This is a genomic window from Burkholderia sp. Bp9004, assembly GCF_003858025.1.
Taxonomy (GTDB): Bacteria; Pseudomonadota; Gammaproteobacteria; order Burkholderiales; family Burkholderiaceae; genus Burkholderia; species Burkholderia diffusa.
In genome coordinates, this window is sequence record NZ_QTQD01000010.1 from 93,856 (window position 1) to 110,973 (window position 17,118).

11 protein-coding genes and 2 pseudogenes are annotated in these 17,118 nt (G+C 62.2%); 5 read left to right on the forward strand and 8 right to left on the reverse strand.

Features of this window, described 5'->3' with window-relative positions; translation table 11 throughout:
- Positions 1-58: 58 nt before the first annotated feature.
- The 7 genes from DIE08_RS13915 to DIE08_RS36205 form a co-directional block, all read right to left on the reverse strand.
- Positions 59-1,132 carry a ParB/RepB/Spo0J family partition protein gene (locus DIE08_RS13915; RefSeq protein WP_124902215.1) on the reverse strand — a complete coding sequence of 358 codons (1,074 nt, stop codon included), beginning with the start codon at positions 1,130-1,132 and terminating at the stop codon, positions 59-61.
- Positions 1,125-1,856, reverse strand: coding sequence for a ParA family partition ATPase (gene parA, locus DIE08_RS13920; protein ID WP_258170711.1), 732 nt, complete (start codon positions 1,854-1,856; stop codon positions 1,125-1,127). Before parA ends, DIE08_RS13915 begins: the two co-directional genes overlap by 8 nt.
- Before the next feature lie 642 nt (positions 1,857-2,498).
- Positions 2,499-4,634, reverse strand: coding sequence for a phage integrase family protein (locus DIE08_RS13925; protein ID WP_124902216.1), 2,136 nt, complete (start codon positions 4,632-4,634; stop codon positions 2,499-2,501).
- A 419-nt stretch (positions 4,635-5,053) separates the two neighbouring features.
- On the reverse strand, positions 5,054-6,358 hold the full coding sequence (locus DIE08_RS35650) for a hypothetical protein (RefSeq protein WP_175753924.1): 1,305 nt from the start codon (positions 6,356-6,358) through the stop codon (positions 5,054-5,056).
- Positions 6,359-6,908: 550 nt separating this feature from the next.
- A complete protein-coding gene (locus tag DIE08_RS35655) occupies positions 6,909-7,181 on the reverse strand; it encodes a hypothetical protein (RefSeq protein ID WP_175753925.1) in 273 nt (90 codons plus the stop codon).
- 73 nt (positions 7,182-7,254) lie between these two features.
- The gene (locus DIE08_RS13940; RefSeq protein WP_124902218.1) at positions 7,255-7,641 is read right to left on the reverse strand and encodes a hypothetical protein; all 387 of its coding nucleotides are present in this window, start codon (positions 7,639-7,641) and stop codon (positions 7,255-7,257) included.
- On the reverse strand, positions 7,635-9,596 hold the full coding sequence (locus tag DIE08_RS36205; RefSeq protein WP_244102004.1) for a hypothetical protein: 1,962 nt from the start codon (positions 9,594-9,596) through the stop codon (positions 7,635-7,637). The genes DIE08_RS13940 and DIE08_RS36205 overlap by 7 nt, the downstream gene beginning before the upstream one ends.
- Before the next feature lie 630 nt (positions 9,597-10,226).
- Here DIE08_RS36205 and DIE08_RS13950 point away from each other — a divergent pair.
- Positions 10,227-10,505, forward strand: a complete 279-nt coding sequence (locus tag DIE08_RS13950; RefSeq protein WP_124902219.1) for an HU family DNA-binding protein — start codon at positions 10,227-10,229, stop codon at positions 10,503-10,505.
- A complete protein-coding gene (locus DIE08_RS13955; protein WP_124902220.1) occupies positions 10,502-11,656 on the forward strand; it encodes a YhcG family protein in 1,155 nt (384 codons plus the stop codon). Before DIE08_RS13950 ends, DIE08_RS13955 begins: the two co-directional genes overlap by 4 nt.
- A 31-nt stretch (positions 11,657-11,687) precedes the next feature.
- Here DIE08_RS13955 and DIE08_RS13960 read toward each other — a convergent pair.
- A pseudogene (locus DIE08_RS13960) lies at positions 11,688-12,202 on the reverse strand (transposase); the annotation flags it as partial.
- A gap of 111 nt (positions 12,203-12,313) precedes the next feature.
- Between DIE08_RS13960 and DIE08_RS13965 the strand changes: the two are divergent.
- The 3 genes and pseudogenes from DIE08_RS13965 to DIE08_RS13975 all read left to right on the forward strand — a co-directional run.
- Positions 12,314-13,114 (forward strand): annotated as a pseudogene (locus tag DIE08_RS13965) (tyrosine-type recombinase/integrase); the annotation flags it as partial.
- A gap of 498 nt (positions 13,115-13,612) precedes the next feature.
- A complete protein-coding gene (locus DIE08_RS13970; RefSeq protein WP_124902221.1) occupies positions 13,613-14,059 on the forward strand; it encodes a hypothetical protein in 447 nt (148 codons plus the stop codon).
- 432 nt (positions 14,060-14,491) lie between these two features.
- Positions 14,492-17,104 carry an ESPR-type extended signal peptide-containing protein gene (locus DIE08_RS13975; protein WP_124902222.1) on the forward strand — a complete coding sequence of 871 codons (2,613 nt, stop codon included), beginning with the start codon at positions 14,492-14,494 and terminating at the stop codon, positions 17,102-17,104.
- Positions 17,105-17,118 lie beyond the last annotated feature (14 nt).

A 17,118-nucleotide genomic window follows, 5' to 3' on the forward strand; every position in this document is an offset into this window, starting at 1 on the left:
AGTATTGATGTGCCGCTCAAGCGAATTGGCCTGAGCGGCTTGAACGCGGGCCGCGCGTTTACGCGTCGGTGTTCAGTGTTCGCGTCGGCGCGTCGACATCGTCTTCACTCAGATCGCGAGCCCAGGATTGCACGACCTCGGTCAGTTTGTCGATCAACCGTTCTTGTGCAACTCCCTTCACTCCCTTGAGGTTCAACTCGGCTCTACCGTCAGCGAACGCCTTCAGTTCGCCGAGTTCGAATCCCCGCGGCGAAGCAAATTTAACTCTGGACTCGTAGTGAGTTCTCTTCGCACCACGGGCGGTCGTCTTGTCACTGGTCGCAATCTGCTCAAGCTTGCGGACCGAAGCCTGTCCGGCGATCACCTGGTCAAGCCAGTGCTCTGCTACCGCGTCGCCTACTTTGTCGCATATGAGCTTGATGTTGTAGGCGTGAGACAGCTTCACCTTGTCGGCGTTGTCGACCATGCGTTGAAGCAGCGTCATCGGTAAGGTGTTGAGCAAGAGGACCTTGTTGACCACACCTTTGTCTTCACCTACCGCTGCGGCCAACTCAATCTGATCGCGATAAACGTTCTCGCTGAGCAAACGCTTCCAGGCGACCGCATCGTCGAAAACAGTCTGATCGTCGCGCTCCTTGTTCGCGCGATACGCTAGAAGGAACAAGGCTTGCGACGATAGGTTCGGTCGATACATACCCTTGATCGTTAGCCGCCCCAATGTCTTCAAGGCCCGCAGACGGCGCTCACCGTCGACAATGATGTTTTTACCGGGATATTCTGGTAAATGCGTAAAAAGAATAGGTTGGAGTTGACCTTCCTTGTCTAGGGTTGCCGCAAGCCCGTCAATGCTCTGGGGACTGTAGAAGGCCCGCGGGTTGTAAGGGTTGGAGATGCAATCGTCGAGCCGAAGGATGTGAAACCGTTCCTCGTCTTCCAGCGATTCACTCGGGGCGATCGCGTCCTGCACGGCATTCTCGTCCAGAACTGCACGCGAGTCCGGATCGAGTATATGAGCAGCTTCGGCCTGGGCGGCCCTCACAACTCCGGACGTGTTCAGTCGCGCATCGACGTCGGAACGTTCGGCGGCCATGCCGGTGCGCACTTTGCTTTTGAGGTCGAGTTTTTTACTCATTCTCACTGTCCTCAGTGTTGTAGAAGGCGATCAGCTCATCCAGAAGCGCGGCCACTTCTTCGCGGGCAGGTTTCACTGCTCTTAGCCCTTTCGCGTCAAATACCGTTCGCCCCAATGCGGCCGCAAGTTTGTAGACTTCCCGGTGCTTAATGGTTGTCTTCAATAGATGCACCTTGCTCTCGGAGAGGAGTTCTCGCATCTGTCCATGGAGCATGGTTTTCGGATTTGCTTTGTTGAGAAGAATCGCGTATTTCCCGTTTGGCTGGATCGCGCGGGTTTGTTCGACCAGACGCATCATCCCCTCGCTGCTCCATAGGTCCAATGGGGACGAGTCGGTCGGGATGATCGTTGCGTCGGCGACCATCAGCACCCTCGCCGTAATTGGGGACTCAATGCTGGGAGGACAATCCACCAGGACGATTTCTGAATCTTCGGCTAATTGGGTAATGACGTTCCCAATCTGCTTACCGTGACCCGCAACACTGACTATCTTGAATGGAAGAGGATTGTCATCGTCAGCAACAGCGTTCCAGCGGAGACAAGAGTTTTGCGCGTCTGCATCTGCCACTAGTGGTTTGTAGCCAGCGGCATGAAACGCTCCGGCGAGGTTGATCGTTGTCGTTGTTTTGCCGGTACCACCTTTTTGATTTGCAACAGCGAACACTAGGCCCATTTCGTCTCCCGCCAATAGCAGTGCATTCAGTTGAGCACCCGGAATCTCCACGTGGAGATCCGAGATGGAGGTGTGCCTGATCTCCACGTGGAGATCGAACGCCTGCAGTATAGCCAACGAATCATGGAATTCAAGAATTATGTTTCGAAAATATCTCCTGCCCGGCGAAAAATCAATGTCTTCGCGATCTCCACGTGGAGACTCGGTGTGGTTGCTGAATGACGGTCAGGATGTCTCGCGCCGGAATGATTTTGCTCGGTGCATGGACAGCTACATCGCGATCAACGGGCCTTCGATCTCCACGTGGAGATTGGGCGTGGGCGACAACGGAAGTTGGTCAAAGCGTGACCGCTGAATTTTCAGTGTTTGGTCTGGCGGGAATCTTATATACCGAATTTCGGTCGACCACTCGAAAGTCGGATGCGCTCTCGACCGAAGTCGGAGATTATCTGGGAGATCTTTTGGAGGGCAAGCTCGAAGTGGTAGTTTGTCTGGGACTTTGTTGGAATTGGCGTGACAAACCCCGACCTAATCTTGGAGTTTCAGTAGGTCAATGTGGCTCACGGGCTTGTGGTCGGCTGATGGCCGAACTGCCGCAAATGTCTGATCGGATCACTTTATTGATGACCCAGCGGGATGCTCGGGTGCGTACGCATGCGAGTCGAAAAATGGCTGTCGAGTTGCAATTTCGCACTATCGCGCGCCGTTTTTAAGGAAGTTCTCCGCCTCTCTGTACTGGCGACCCAGTTCCGCCGTGGCGTAGATCGACGTCGTATCAAGGGAGTCGTGGCCGGCAAAATTTCGCGCGCTCTCGAGACTCATGCCATTGGCCAGCGCATGCGACACGAACGTGTGTCGCAGCCAGTGCGGACTGGCTGCGCTGAAAGCGCGTGCGTGTGGCGAGTCCTCACGTAGTGCCGCGGCAGTTGCCATCGCGAAAAACTGCCTAACCGCCTTATAAAGTTGAATCGGATGGATCGGCCCGGTTTGCCGCGCGCGCGCAGCGAGGTCGGGCGCCGGATCTGTTTTGTTTGCCTTCGCCGCGCGCCGGATTCGACCGATCTCGGCATTCGACAGCAGTGCCGGGATCAACGGAGTGGCGGCAGGGCAGGCGAGGGGATCGCGCGGCAGGCCGCGCGATTCCAGATAGTCGCCCATCATTTCCAGCACCGCCGGCACCAGCGGCACGAAGCGCTCCTTCGCGCGCTTGCCGACCACGCGCAGCAATCGGATGGTTCCCAACTCGGGGCCGGCGTAGCGCTCCTGCACGTCGTCCGTGAAGGCGCCGCACAGCTCGGCACGCCGTAGCCCGGTGCTGTACGCAAAGCTCAGTACAAAACGCATGCGTGTCGCGGCGGCCGTGTCCGGCATCGCGTCGAGGACGCGCATCGCAAAACGCCAGGCATCGGCGGTCAAACCGCGCTCGATCAGCAGGCGCGACTTCGCGGCCACGCGTCGTTCATTGCCGGCGGCGTCGTGGGTCGACCCGGTGAACACGCGCACCTTCGCGAAGGCGTTGTGATCCAGGTACTGCGCGTCGACCAGCTCGCCAAAAAACTTCTTCAGCGCGGACAGCGCGTCTTGCCGGCTCTTGACCGATAACGGCCCGCGGAACGGCCGCCAGCCCAGATCACCGCGATGCGCGGTGCCCGTCATGACCCATTGGCTCGCAGGCTGCGGATCGGTCAGGAAGCCGTTGATGTAGTCGCGCGCATCATCGGTGTCGAGGCTCGACAGCGCCTTGCGCTTCACGAAGATCGCCCAGAGCAGCAGCCGCTCGGCTTCGGTGCGGTAGCGCTGGCGCGTATGCGGGTTCTCGTAGTCGGCGAGCCAGAAATCAATCGCCTCGCGGTCGTTGTTGGCGCGGCTGTTGTTCCTGACGAGATTGCGGTGCGTGCCGTGCGAGCCGTCCAGCTCGGGCGGCAGCAAGAAGCGCTCGAGCGGCACGATCGCGGTGACGGGGCCGGCCGCGGCCAGCGGCGGGCCCGCCAGCGTGTGCTCGGACGGGTGGGTTTGCACGCCGGCGGCCAGTTGCAGGCCGGCGACATCGCCGTAGTGCCCCAGCCACGCGGTGATGCGGCGCGCGCCGACTTCGCCCAGACGCGGCACGCGTCGGTACCAGCGGTAGCCGAGCGCGTTGATGATCTCGACCAGCTTGCCGATCGTGGTGAGGCCGACGTCGGCCAGACGCAGCGCGACGGCGGTTTCGAACCAGCCGAGCACGTGGTGTTCGGGGCGTGGATCCTCGACCACCAGGCGCGCGAGTGCCTCGAGCGCCGCCATCTGCCGCGCGCGCAGGCGGGCGTTGCGCTGCTGTCGACGCAGGGCCGCGCCGGCGTCGGTGTCCGCGCCGGCATGCCGGGCGGCGAACAGGTCGAGCAGCTCTTTCTCGGTATAGAAGCCGTCCGGGTCGTGCTCGGCGGCGAAGTCCTCCAGCGACGGAATGGCCCGCGCCGGGGCGTCGACCGCAGGTGTCGCGGCGAGGGCGGCAGGCCGGATCGCGAGGAGGCGCGCGGTCGCAAAGTCCTGGCGCTTGCGCGCGGCGGCGACGAAGGCGGTGACCAGCCAGGTGCGGGTCGCAGCGGCCTTGCGCGCGTCGCGGCCGAATTCGAGGTACTGATCGGCCAGCTCGGCGAGATCCAGTCCTTCCAGATAGCCTCGGAAGAAGGCGAGGTGCTGCAGGCCGATGCGGCGCTCGGCGGCGGCCTCGCGGCGGGCTGCGCGCGAGCGCGACTTGCGGCGCGCGGCCGGCGTGGTCGCGCGGCGCGGCGTGGCCGGCAGCTCGCGGAACTCGACGTCGAGCACGTCTGGATCGTCGGCGGTCGTCATGGGCGGCTTCAAGGGAATACGGAAACTGTGTTGTTTGATACGCGTCCTGCGGCGCAGCGGCGTCCGCTCGCCTTTGACTTCGTCGGAGGAGGACGGACGGCGAGGGCAACACCGCGTCCCCGGTGGTCGTCGACCGGCCGGCGAGCCTTGCCGGGCAAGCATGAGCGGCAGGCTCGCTCAGAAAATGCGTGAATTTGCCAATAAAGTGAAGGGTAACATAGTAAGGGCTATGTTACCCTTCATTTCGGGACAATATCCCCTGCGTGCGATGCGCGCACCGCTTACACAACTAAATTTGTTACTAGTTTTCAACTAATTTTGTTACCACCGGTCATCGGTAGGGCGCCGATAACCTGTTGTTCAACCTCCTCGCCCACAAAAATGCGGACAGTTTCTGACGGCACAGGAACCTCTACGCATCACGGTTCAGCACGTACTACCTGCGCCTGCGCGAGACGATAGCAACGTGCCGCCTCGGCTAGCTTGCTCGCGTCGTCCCAGAACCCTCGCGCGCCCCGCACACATTCGACGAAAAACCGATAGTCGGCCGCCGATCGTGCCGTGAGCGGCTCGGGCACAACAAGCGGTACCGACGCCGCGGGCGGCAACGCAACTTGGCAGATCCGGCGATAGTCCGTCGCACAACGTCGGAGCGTCATGATCGCTGCGGTGGGCGTGGCTGCCAGCACCTGCAACCGGGCACCGTCCACGCGCGCGACAAAGCGGCCGTCGGCGGACCGATAGAGCCAGCACGAAGGGCGTCCAGCAGGCAGCCCCAATAGTCTGCGCCGCCGCAGATCGCCATCGGCTGGAGCGATGGCGTCGATCACGTGCCATCCAACGTCGTCGGACCAGGTCAGGCACGCGCCCCGGCTGGCCGCCCACATCGTGTCTCGACGCACCTGTCGGCGGGCCGCATCGGTCGCCTGACGCGTCGCTTTGTCGACATGGTTCGCTGCTGCCCAGTTCGCCTGGCTTGAGGAGACGAAGGCAAGCCCGGCGGGCGTCACGCGCGCAAGCCAAGCGCTGTCGCGCCAGGACGTGATGGATGCGGTGGCCGACCAGTCGGCCACACCGGATCGCGCAGTAGCCGTCGCGCGCGCTTGCGCGTCGCGCCAAGCGGCACCGAGGCTCACGCGCGCGGCATGGCAAGCGAGCCAGTGTCGGGCCGCGGCCTCGACATCCGCCGCGCCTCGGATTAGGCAATCGGCTGCCACCGGCTCGACGAAATTCGCTCTAACCCCCTCCGGCGGCGGCCGATCGGGCCAGCGCCGCTGTTCGATGCCGGACTCGGTCGCACGCCCCCAGAGCAACTCGACAAAGGCTTGACGCGCGTGGTGGCTACCGGCCACCTGCTCTGCAATCACCAGCGAATCGCAGGCGTCGATGAAACCAGCCACCCAGCGCGCGCTGCCGGGTGCCAGATGTCGTCGGACGTGGCGGGCGAGCGCTCGGTAAACCGTGATGGCGGGCGTCGCCGGCCAATACGACGTCCGCTCATAGTTTCGTGCGACGGTTTCCTGCGACACGGGACGACGCAACGGTACTGCGGGAACCCGGGTGCCGTACGCTACTGCCGCGGCACGGATCGAGGGAATCGTCCGGAAACACGCGGGAAACGGCACGCCGAGTGTGTCGGCAGCGGCGGCCAGCCATGCGATGCTGTCGGCCGTTGGTTGACGCAAGGCCTCCTCTAGTCGAGCGGGGCGGATCAGGCTCGACATCGCTTCCAGCCAAGCGGCAACTGGATCGAGACAGCGGGTCGCGGCCGGGGTGAGCACGGGCTGACGGCAAGTGTCGCGGGTAAAAAAGTGCAGTCGACCGCATCGGCAACTGCCTGCCGTCCCGTAGTCGGTCAGCGAGCGTAACCTCGCAGGAAATGGCGCTCCACAGTGGCAGCGATCGACGAGTGGTACACCGTGAATCGGGCACGTATCGAGCAGCGCGATGGAAAACAGCGCGGCATGGTAGCCAGCCGCCAGACAGGCCAGGCACAGTCGCGGCCGCGGCACAACGAGCGCGCAATCCAGCCAAGGTGGGAGCGCACCGAGGGACGACCACCGAAAGGCAGTCGGCGACTCGCCAAGTGCGAGCGCGAATGCCGTCTCGTCAACATGACCGCGGTTCTCGATCAACTCTACGTTAGCGGGCGGGCGAGCCAGGCACGACGGTAAGTCGCGCGGATGCAGCGCATTGAGTGCACAGGCGCGTAGCACCGTGTGCCAGAGCGACGCGTACGGCAGCACACTACCGGTGTGCCACGTCAAGCGGACCTCAGGCATGGCCGGATTCTCGGCGACCTGCGCCGCGCAGTGCCGCGGTCGCCGACACCAGCGCCATCAGCGTGCGGTGGCCACCATTCTCGACGGCGGCTTGCCAGGCCGGGGCCGATGTCTCTGAGTCAACGTCCGCGCCGCTGGCGACGCGCAGCAACACGTGCCGGCACGCGTGCGCGACGGTTTTCATCGGGAAATCGACCGGTCCCGCGTACCGCGGCGGCAAGGCGTCCTGCATCGCCAGCATCAGCGCCTCGGCCTGATCTGCCATCCGGAACCCGCCGGCCCACGGACGTGGCGCCAGGCCTGCTGTGAACGAGCAACCGGAACCGGCCGGCCATTCACTACCCTCGTCGTAGCCGCGCATTACATAGGCGAGTTCGTCTACCGTGCGCACGCCGTGAAACGGTGCGGACGCCAGCCGCGTAAAAGCGTCCCACGGCCGTTGCGCTGCCTGAGTCCGTATGGCTCCAGACGACGAGCGGCACATAACCGCCGTAGCGCTCAGACAGCAGCCGCTGCAGCCAGTGGTCGACGGCGCTCGACTTGCCGAAGCGCGACGGCCCGAAAATAGTCGCGCCGTCGATCTGGTCGTCCAGCCAGGTGCCGATACGCTCGACCATGTCGTGAATCGCGACCGTGAACAACGAATAGTCGCGCGTGACGACCGGGTGATCGCGTGGCACATGGGCGGCTACGAGCGGTTCCGCAGGCCCGGGAAACGTCACCATTGCTGCGCTCTCCGCATCGGTGGCAACGGCGCGGGAGGACGCGGCTCCTGCGCCGCGGGTGCTGTGGCGACGGCAGCCTCCTCGGGGCGTTTGGCGAGGCTCACCATCGATTGCCCGGCGAGCCGCTCCGCGTGCTGCTGCAGGATGCGCCGCGCCTCAAGATAGGCGGGGTGTACCGGCAGTTTGCCGGCAGGCGCCGCTTCCGCGTACCGGATCAACGCCTCGACTGCGTCGCCGTGGTTCGCCAGATGCAGCAGCCGGCGTTTTTCGAGCGCGCGAATTGCCTCGCGCACGTACAGCGAATGCGGCGTGCGGTGCCATGGGGGTGCAGCGCGCACCACGCCCACGAACTGCCCACGCTGGGTCGACACGGCGGCATAGCGCGCATCGTCCTCATTGTCGAGTTGCAACCAGAAAGCCTGGCCTAGCAGATCGGTACGCAGGCACAGCCACTCGGCCGAGTAGCGGGCGTTGGCGAAGTTGAAATGCGGGCGGCGGCCGGTCTTGACGCCGCCGAGCAGCGTACAGAGCTTGCGCACGCCGACTATGCGGCGGACCGCCTCCGGATCAGCCACGCGGGGCGTCCACGCGCGCTCGGCCATCAATCGTTCGAGCTGCTCGAGCGGGCTGCGGTATCCCAGTCCCGAATGCGGCGTGGCGTTGTAGTTGGCGATCAGCGTGTCGAGCAGTTCCTGCGCGTACTCGAGCTGGAACTGCGTGGCGAGCGCGGCCGCGTCGGGATTGGCGCCGCGTTTGTCGGCATGCAAACTGCCGGTCGTGGTTGCGAGCCGGTGAAAGCCGCCGGCGGCCAGATGCCCGAAGAAAGATTCCACGAACGGACGGTCGTCCTTGCTGCGTCGGCGGCTGTAGCTCGCCGGATCTTGCGGCTTGACGAGCGTCGCGCCCACCACGTCGCGCAGCACGCCCTCGACGCGCGCGCAGATGTTGGCCAGCGCGCCGTCGACGCTGAATTCGTTCCAGCACGCGCCGGCTAGCGGAGGAAGACGATACGACGGCAAGCCAGCACCCGGCACATAGGCGTCGTCGCTGAACTGCAGGTCGCGCGGCATCCACGGTACGAGCGCGCAACGCACGGCGCGCAGCACGTCCTCGGCTGCGCACTCGCGCCGCAGACTCAGGTGGTAGCCTAGCACCGCGCGCGAGGCGACCTCGATTAACACCACAACCCACAGGCGGTGGATCAGGCGCGGCTCGGTGCCGCCATGCGGTGACGGCACCAGTACTGTCATACGGGCGTCGAGCTTGTGCGCATCACACTCGACGCGGTCGAACGGCGCCAGCGGTGGCCGGCGCGTACCGTCGCCGGCGCGCGCCTTGCGCACCGCCTCGGCTCCGCCGGCCAATTGGCGCGCCCGAGAGGGGTGCTCGGCAAGCACGCGATCAATGTAGCGGGCGAGCGTGACGTAGCCGCGTTTCTCGACATTGAACGGCCACTCGCCGCGACGCTCGAAACCGCGTGCACGCAGCTCGGCCAGAAACCAGCGGAACACCGCCATGCGCGGCCGACGCGAGGCTTCTAGGTCACTACGTTTGCCGAGTATCCGCTCACGCAGGCGCTCTTCGAGGCCATGCCCCGCAGGCGACTCGAACACCCACTGCAAGGCTCCCACGGCTCCGCCGCTCCAAGCGTTGAGCTTGAGCGGTGCAGTTCGTTCGTAGGATTTGACGCGGGTATATGGCAGGAGGCCTCGCCAGCCGTTGACGCGGCCATCCGGGTGCGTTTTGAGGCAGCGCTCGGTCAGCAGCCGGTACGTCTGGACGCGGCCCAGGCTGCAGGCCGCTTGGATTTGGCGGTCGGTCGCGCCGTTTAGGTACAGGCGGATCGCGCGCTCGCGTCGCCGATAGAGCGCGCGTCGCTCGGCGGAAAGCGCGAGCTCGTCGATCGACGGCCAAGCGGCAAGATCGACGTCGTTCAATCCCGTGCCGTCGTTCAAGGAACCGCCTGCCCGTAAGCGTGAGCGTCGTGCCATCGGTCGCCTCCGCCAGCGCGTCGACCATTACGACACAAGATTAGTTGAAATCGCGCAGTACGTTACAAATTTAGTTGACGTCGCGGACGCGATAGCTACAGATTTAGTTGAAATCGCATCCGGCCGCTTCGCCTTGTAGATCAAGGGATTGCCGGAAATGCTGCGCCGCACCGGATTGGTTACAGATTTAGTTGTGCAAGCGTCGTGGGGCTCACACAACTGAAGTTGAGTCTAGGCCCGGCTGCCGGTGGCGGGCAGAGGGGAGGCCGGAGACGCGGCACGAACCGATGCCGTAGTCCGCGCAGGTCGGCCGGGCAGATTCGGCTGGAGAAACAGTCAGGTTGTGTGACACCGGAAGCCGGACCACGTCGTCAGCGCGAGTGATGACACCCGCACCGGCGCGCTAGTTGTATGAGCGCTGGCCGGGCGGAAAACGTTCGCGATCGCTCTTGGCGAGCGGGGCGCGACAGGTGTAAGCCGGAATTCATCGGTGGGCTGCCCGCCGCAGGCAGTGGTGGGGCGGAGGCCAGCGATTTGCGTGCGTGCGGCGGGATGAGGTAGGGTGCAGCTTTGACTTTGTTGCCGAGGCTGTTCATGAAGAAGCACGAACTCATTGACGCGGTCGCAGCGGGCGCGGGCGTCAGCAAAACCGACGCGAGCAAGACCGTCCAGGCGGTCCTGGACGCGATCACGGACGCGGTGAGTCGCGGCGAATCGGTACAGCTGATCGGTTTCGGCGCGTTTTCGCAGGGGCAGCGCACTGCCCGCACGGGACGTAATCCGACGACGGGCGCGGAGATTGCCATCCCGGCCGCGAGTACTGTGAAGTTCACCGCCGGCAAGGCGTTCAAGGACGTGGTGAACGCACTGTGACGCAGCGTGATGTCGGGCGGGCCGCTTATGCGGGACTGCACCGTGAAATTGCCGATGTAGTCGCGTCGGCGCGCGAGGCGACGGCTCGCACGGTGAACGCCCTGATGACGGCGACCTATTGGGAGATCGGGCGACGAATCGTTGAGTTCGAGCAGGGCGGGGAGGGGCGGGCCGCTTATGGCGAGGCGGTGATCCGCCGTTTGGGCGCCGATCTGTCAGAGCGATTCGGTCGCGGCTTCGGATGGCGCAATCTCGCACAGATGCGCGCCTTTTACTTGACGTGGCCTGCGGATCGGATTGTGCAGACACTGTCTGCACAATCCACGCCCGCCCGGATTGTCCCGACAGCGTCTGCAAAATCAACCGAGGCCGCTGTGAAGGCGTCGACGGGCGTGGCGTTTGAGCTGAATGCTATCGCTCAGGCTTTTCCGCTGCCCTGGTCCGCCTACGTTCGCCTCCTCGCGGTGAAAGCGCAAGCTGCTCGAGACTTTTACGAGGCTGAAGCGTTGCGTGAGGGCTGGTCTGTGCGACAGCTTGACCGTCAGATCAGCAGTCAGCTCTATGAGCGGCTGGTGCTGTCACGCAACAAGGCGTCCTTGCTCGGAAAGGCGGCTGTAGCGCAACCCGGCGATCTTCTCTCGCCTGAGGAAGCGATCCGCGATCCGTTTGTCCTCGAATTTCTTGACATGAAGGACGAATATTCGGAGTCGGATCTCGAAGCGGCCTTGATCCAGCACTTGGCGGACTTTCTCCTCGAGCTCGGCGATGACTTTGCGTTCATAGGTCGGCAACGGCGTCTACGGATCGATGACACCTGGTTTCGAGTCGATCTCGTGTTTTTTCACCGGCGCTTGCGATGCCTGCTCATTATCGATTTGAAGGTCGGGCGCTTCAGCTATGCGGACGCGGGGCAGATGCATCTTTACCTCAACTACGCGCGTGAACATTGGATGAAGCCCGGCGAGAACCCTCCGGTTGGCTTGATTCTGTGTGCTGAAAAAGGCGCGGCAGAGGCGCATTATGCACTCGACAATCTACCGAACAAGATACTCGCAGCGGAGTATCAGATGGTCCTGCCGGATGAGGCCACGTTTGCTCGAGAATTGGAGCGAACCACGACCGAACTGGAGCGCCGTGGCCGCAAGGCGTGACCTCCCGTCCGAGGTTCCGAGGTGCTTAGGCACCTTCCTCGCGCATCATGCCCATGATGCTGCGACTGCCAGCAGAGCTTCGACTCTCGATGAACAGCTCGTGTACCCGGCTACGCAGTGCCATGCGCTCGGCATCAACGCGTCGGGCTCGCCCTCGGTGGGCATACAGGCAGGACCGCGACACGTCGAATACCGCGCAGATCAGTTCGACCGATTCGCTTGCGCCAATCTGATCAATTACTTCGTACGTTCGATGCCTTCCGACATCAAGAGCGCGGTAGCCTTTTTTAAAATGGCCTTCTCACGCTCGAGGCGTTCGATACGCGCCTCGAGTTCCTGAATACGCTGTTGATCCGGCGTGATTGCCTTGCCCTGCGGCGTGACGCCCTGGCGTTCCATCTGAAGTTGCTGCACCCAGCGGCGCAGCACCGTCTCGCCGACGCCGACCGAGCGGCTTGCTTCCATATGGCTATAACCCTGGTCGAGCACCAGACAGGCGGCTTGCTGTTTGAACTCCGGGGAAAACGTACGTCGTTGCTTGCTCATCAGACACCTCTTCATGGCGACCATTCTCGCCTAAATCAGTGTCCGGATTCATTAGACCACTACAGTTTGGCTATGCCCATCAGATCAATACTGTGTTTGCGGATTTCGTCGTTCTCGGGTGGCCTGTCGGCCCGTTCGTCCGCCTACGCGCTGACCGTACTTTCAGCGCTGTTTCGCTGGTTGATCGAGCAGCGATACGTGCTGGCGAATCCGTTCGCCGGAGTTAAGGTGCGTGGCCACGTGTTGCGTCCAGCCCTCGATACTACGCGCGGCTTCACTGAAGGTGAGTGGCTGCTGCTACGCACGATCGCGGACGGCCTGGAGTGGTCATATGGCTGGTCCGAGCCGGCTGCACAGCGACTGCGCTTCCTGCTCGACTTCGGTTACGCGACGGGCCTGCGCGCCAACGAGCTGGTTGGGGCGACGCTTGGCGACGTGCACGTTGACGAGCACGGCGACCAATGGCTACACGTGATTGGCAAGGGAGGCAAGCGCGCCCGTGTGGCACTGCCACCGCTCGCGCGCGACGCACTCGACCAATGTCTCGTACAGCGCCAATTGCCAGCACGCCTACACAGCGGAATCCCCGGGCGTCATTGGTAGCCAACCTCGGTGAGGATGGCGACGCCAGTATTGTCGGCGCGCGGCTGTGGCACATCATGCGCCGGTTCTTTCTGCAGGCCGCCGATATCCTCAAATCAGCGCATCCCGCGCTCGCCGAGAAGTTACAGCGGGCAAGCCCCCACTGGATGCACCATAGCCATGCCAGCCACGCCCTTGCTCGTGGTGCCGGATTGACGACGGTTCGCGATACCCATGCGCCATGCGTCAATCGCAACGACCTCAATGTACCTGCACGGCGACGATATCCTACGCGCCCGAGAAATCAATCAGGCGTTCGGAAGACGGTAGCGTCGAGTCCGGCCGACCTTAGCGTGCAATATTTTCAGTTTTCTGAAGTCGCCCCTTGTAGTTTCGATAGAAAAATAGCGGGTTTCTACCTAAGGGAATCCACTTATCTGGTGAAACCAAAAGTCTAATTATTGGTAACGATTTTATCTAGATGCTCGCAGCCCCATTGATGCGCAAACGTTTCACTGATGCTTGATGATTTATATGATGTGTCTGAATGTTAAAGATGGTTAATGTGGTTTAACTAATCTAAATCATGCTGGACAAAATTGGTTCTTTGTATAAAATTGCAAAAAAAAGAATCCAGTGCCAAGCACAGGCCCGTCGCATCAAGCGGTTTCGTTCCGTCCGATAATTGGACAAAACCGACCCTTTTTGTCACGGAACGAGAATCGCCTGATTTGGAAACCAGACGGCTGCATCAGCGTGGGAGCGCTGGGCAAGCGGATCAGGCCTCTGGGTTCGGCGATAGGGCTGCTACATAAAGGGAGACTCAAGATGCAACGGGGAATCGCAAAAGACTCGGGCCGAGGGCGTGTCACCTCGTTGTGGGTTCAGCGAAGCCAGGACTCGCATGGCGACATCCTGCTTGTGCAACTCAGCGAACTATTTCGCACGCAGGCTACGTGCAGTTTGAGGCTGTCGATTGGCACTGCCAAGCAAGCGGCGCATGTCTTACGCGACGGGGTCTGTGTCGTGCTGAATATCTTGTTGAAGGAAAAGGCGGATCTGGAAGCTATTCGGGCTTACGAGACATCGCTAATGAATTCGATGGCAATGTTCGAGACCAAATTGCCGCTAGCGGTAACGACCAAATCGGCTGACGACACCATCCATTCGGGTTCCGACGAAACGGGCGACGAGTTCGATCGCATCCTGACAGTGATCGGGCGGCTAGGTCACCAGCACGGTGCGTGGATCTGCCAATCGCAGGCGGTGGTGTGAATTAAAGAGGCTACCCGTGAATATGTAATCGAAAAAGCGCAGAAAAGTCCGGAATTTTTGATCAGTTCATCAATACGGCTGATCACGACAGACAGTGCCGCTGCATTTTGCGATTCACGGTGCAAGGTGGCGGTGATAGGCGCTACCTCAATCTATCGAATTTTTTAGCACTTGGTTGCCAAGCGCCAGGAGGGCTATTTATCTGTTGGGAGGGGGTAGATTAACATTAAATATATCGATTTAAATTAATTCGCGTCGCGCATCAGCTTGTCGCATTTTCAAAAAAAGTCAGAAACGGATTGGGGCAGACGGGCAAGATAGACGCGAGAAGCAAGGCGACGCATCCCATTTGCTGCATTCGCAGTCGTTTGAACTCTATGTCTTGATGTCGCTAAATCAAAGATTCAAAATTGATGCTCCATATTATTTATTATGAATACCGCTTATAAAGCAATCTGGAACGAAGCGCTGGGCGCTTGGGTGGCAACTTCCGAAATCGCGTCTGCCCGCGGCAAGAAGTCGCGTGCGGGCCGCAAGACTGACGCGGCGTTGAAGACATTGACCGCTGTTGCATTGGCTAGCCTGATGGGAGTGTCCCAGGTGGCCATGGCCGACGTTGTAGTGGGCGACACCTCGGCAGATTGTGTCAACCCCTACAATCTGACAGGGCCCAACACAATATCGGTCAACATCGGCTGCCGTGTGAATACGTCTGGCGTCCCGGGGCAGACCTCCGTGGGCATTGGTACTGACGTCGTGGCGACGGGCAATCAATCCGTGGCGATTGGCGCGGGGGCAGCATCCCCTACGTTTTACGGCATTGCCATTGGCGCTGGTGCGCAAGCCATCGGCTACCCCCACTACGGCGCCATTGCAATTGGCTGGGGAGCCATTTCCTCAGATGGCTACTCCGTGGCCCTTGGCGCTAACTCCCAAGCCGCCGGGGCTGGGGCTTTCGCGGGCGGCTTGGGGGCCAGAGCCCAAGCTCATTGGGCCACCGCGATTGGGACGTATTCCCAAGCTGCAGGTTTGTACTCCACTGCAGTAGGCTACGGTGCTGTGGTCGGTGGCGATAACGCAGTGGCGATGGGGCAGAGTTTCGCCGGAGGGGTGGGTTCCACCGCGGTGGGCTGGCAAAACTACGTGACGGGTGCAAGCTCCACCGCTGTCGGCGTGGGCAACCAGGTCACAGGGAACGGCTCGGGCGCTTTCGGTGATCCGAACATCATCAGCGGCAACGGCAGCTACGCGCTCGGCAACAACAACACCATCGCGCAGAACAACACGTTCGTTGTCGGTAATGGCGTAACGACTACGCAGGCCAACAGCGTGGTACTGGGTAATGCATCGGCAGATCGCGCCGCCACGACGGTGACGAGCGCAACCATAGGCGGGCAAACTTACACGTTTGCCGGCCCGGGCTCCGTAGCCAATGGCGTGGTGAGCGTGGGTGCTCCTGGGGCTGAGCGCCAAGTCATCAACGTGGCTGCTGGCAGTGTTTCGGCCACCAGTACCGATGCCATCAACGGTTCTCAACTGTACGCGACGAATCAGGCGGTCGACGCGGTAAGCGCGGAGCTGACGAACATCAATAACGGCTCGGGCATCAAGTACTTCCACGCGAATTCGACGCTGGCGGATTCGAATCCGACGGGTGCGAATGCGGTAGCGATCGGGCCGGTGGCAGTGGCAAGCGGTGTCGATAGTATCGCGACGGGCAACGGTGCGTCGGCAGGCGCGACGGGTTCGATTGCGCTGGGCGCGGGTGCGGTCGCGAGTTCGAATGCGGGCGATGTGGCGCTGGGAGCCGGTTCGACCACCGCACCGGTTGTTGCAACGACCAGCACGACAATTGCCGGCACGACATACAACTATGCAGGCACGGTGCCGACGAGCACGGTGAGCGTAGGTGCGCCGGGCGCGGAGCGGACGATCACGAACGTGGCGGCTGGGCGGGTGAGCGGGACGTCGACGGATGCGGTCAACGGTTCGCAGCTGTACGCCACGAATCAGGCAGTTGATGCGGTCAATGCGACGGTGATGAACATCAACAATGGCGCGGGCATCAAGTACTTTCACGCTAACTCGACGCTGGCGGACTCGACTCCGACGGGGGCGAATGCGGTGGCGATCGGGCCGGTGGCGGTGGCGAGCGGTGCCGACAGTATCGCGGCGGGCAATGGTGCGTCGTCCGTGGTGGCCGGTAGCGTAGCGTTGGGCGCGGGCTCGATCGCGGATCGTGCGGCCGGCACGTATCTTGATCCGATCACCGGCGCAAGCTTCTCGACGCTGATGGGAGCAGTGTCGGTCGGCTCGACCGGCTCGCTGCGTCAGATCACGAACGTTGCGCCCGGCACGCAGCTTACGGATGCAGTCAACCTCGGCCAGCTCGAGGGGGCGGTGTCGTCGCTGAACCAGGTAATCCAGACCATTACGACGACTCCGACGAATCCGGGTGGTGGCTCCGGGTCCGGACCGACCTACATTACGGGCAATCCGACCACCTACACGCCGCCAGTTGCATCGGGGAAGGATGGTACGGCAGCAGGCAGCGGCGCTGTCGCGTCCGGTACCGGCAGTACCGCTATCGGCAACAAGGCGGTGGCAATCGGATCCAATTCGGTTGCGATCGGTGCTAATTCGGTGGCGAGTGCGCCGGATACGGTATCGGTCGGCTCGGTTGGCAACGAACGGACGATCAGCAACGTCAGGCCGGGCGTGAACGGAACGGATGCGGTGAACGTCAACCAGCTCACCAATGGGCTGGGCAACTTGCAGAACCAGATATCGCAGAACCGGGACGCCGCCTATGCGGGGACGGCCGCTGCCATCGCGATTTCCGGGCTGCGTTATGACGATCGGCCCGGCAAGATTTCCGGTGCCGCGGCTACCGGGTATTACCACGGCCAGGTCGGGCTTGCGCTTGGGCTGGGCGGGACGTCGGAGAACGGGCGCTGGCGCGTCAATGGCGGCTTGACGGTGACGCCGACATTGCATACGCCGGATTTCGGCGCGGTGGTCGGCGTATCGCACACATTCAACTGACAGGCATCGAGATT

Bases quoted from the DNA above. Each gene is read 5' to 3' on its own strand.
- DIE08_RS13915 (WP_124902215.1), bottom strand. From the start codon at position 1,132: ATGAGTAAAAAACTCGACCTCAAAAGCAAAGTGCGCACCGGCATGGCC.
- DIE08_RS13925 (WP_124902216.1), bottom strand. From the start codon at position 4,634: ATGACGACCGCCGACGATCCAGACGTGCTCGACGTCGAGTTCCGCGAG.
- DIE08_RS35650 (WP_175753924.1), bottom strand. From the start codon at position 6,358: ATGTCGAGCCTGATCCGCCCCGCTCGACTAGAGGAGGCCTTGCGTCAA.
- DIE08_RS35655 (WP_175753925.1), bottom strand. From the start codon at position 7,181: ATGGCAGATCAGGCCGAGGCGCTGATGCTGGCGATGCAGGACGCCTTG.
- DIE08_RS13940 (WP_124902218.1), bottom strand. From the start codon at position 7,641: ATGGTGACGTTTCCCGGGCCTGCGGAACCGCTCGTAGCCGCCCATGTG.
- DIE08_RS13950 (WP_124902219.1), top strand. From the start codon at position 10,227: ATGAAGAAGCACGAACTCATTGACGCGGTCGCAGCGGGCGCGGGCGTC.
- DIE08_RS13970 (WP_124902221.1), top strand. From the start codon at position 13,613: ATGCAACGGGGAATCGCAAAAGACTCGGGCCGAGGGCGTGTCACCTCG.
- DIE08_RS13975 (WP_124902222.1), top strand. From the start codon at position 14,492: ATGAATACCGCTTATAAAGCAATCTGGAACGAAGCGCTGGGCGCTTGG.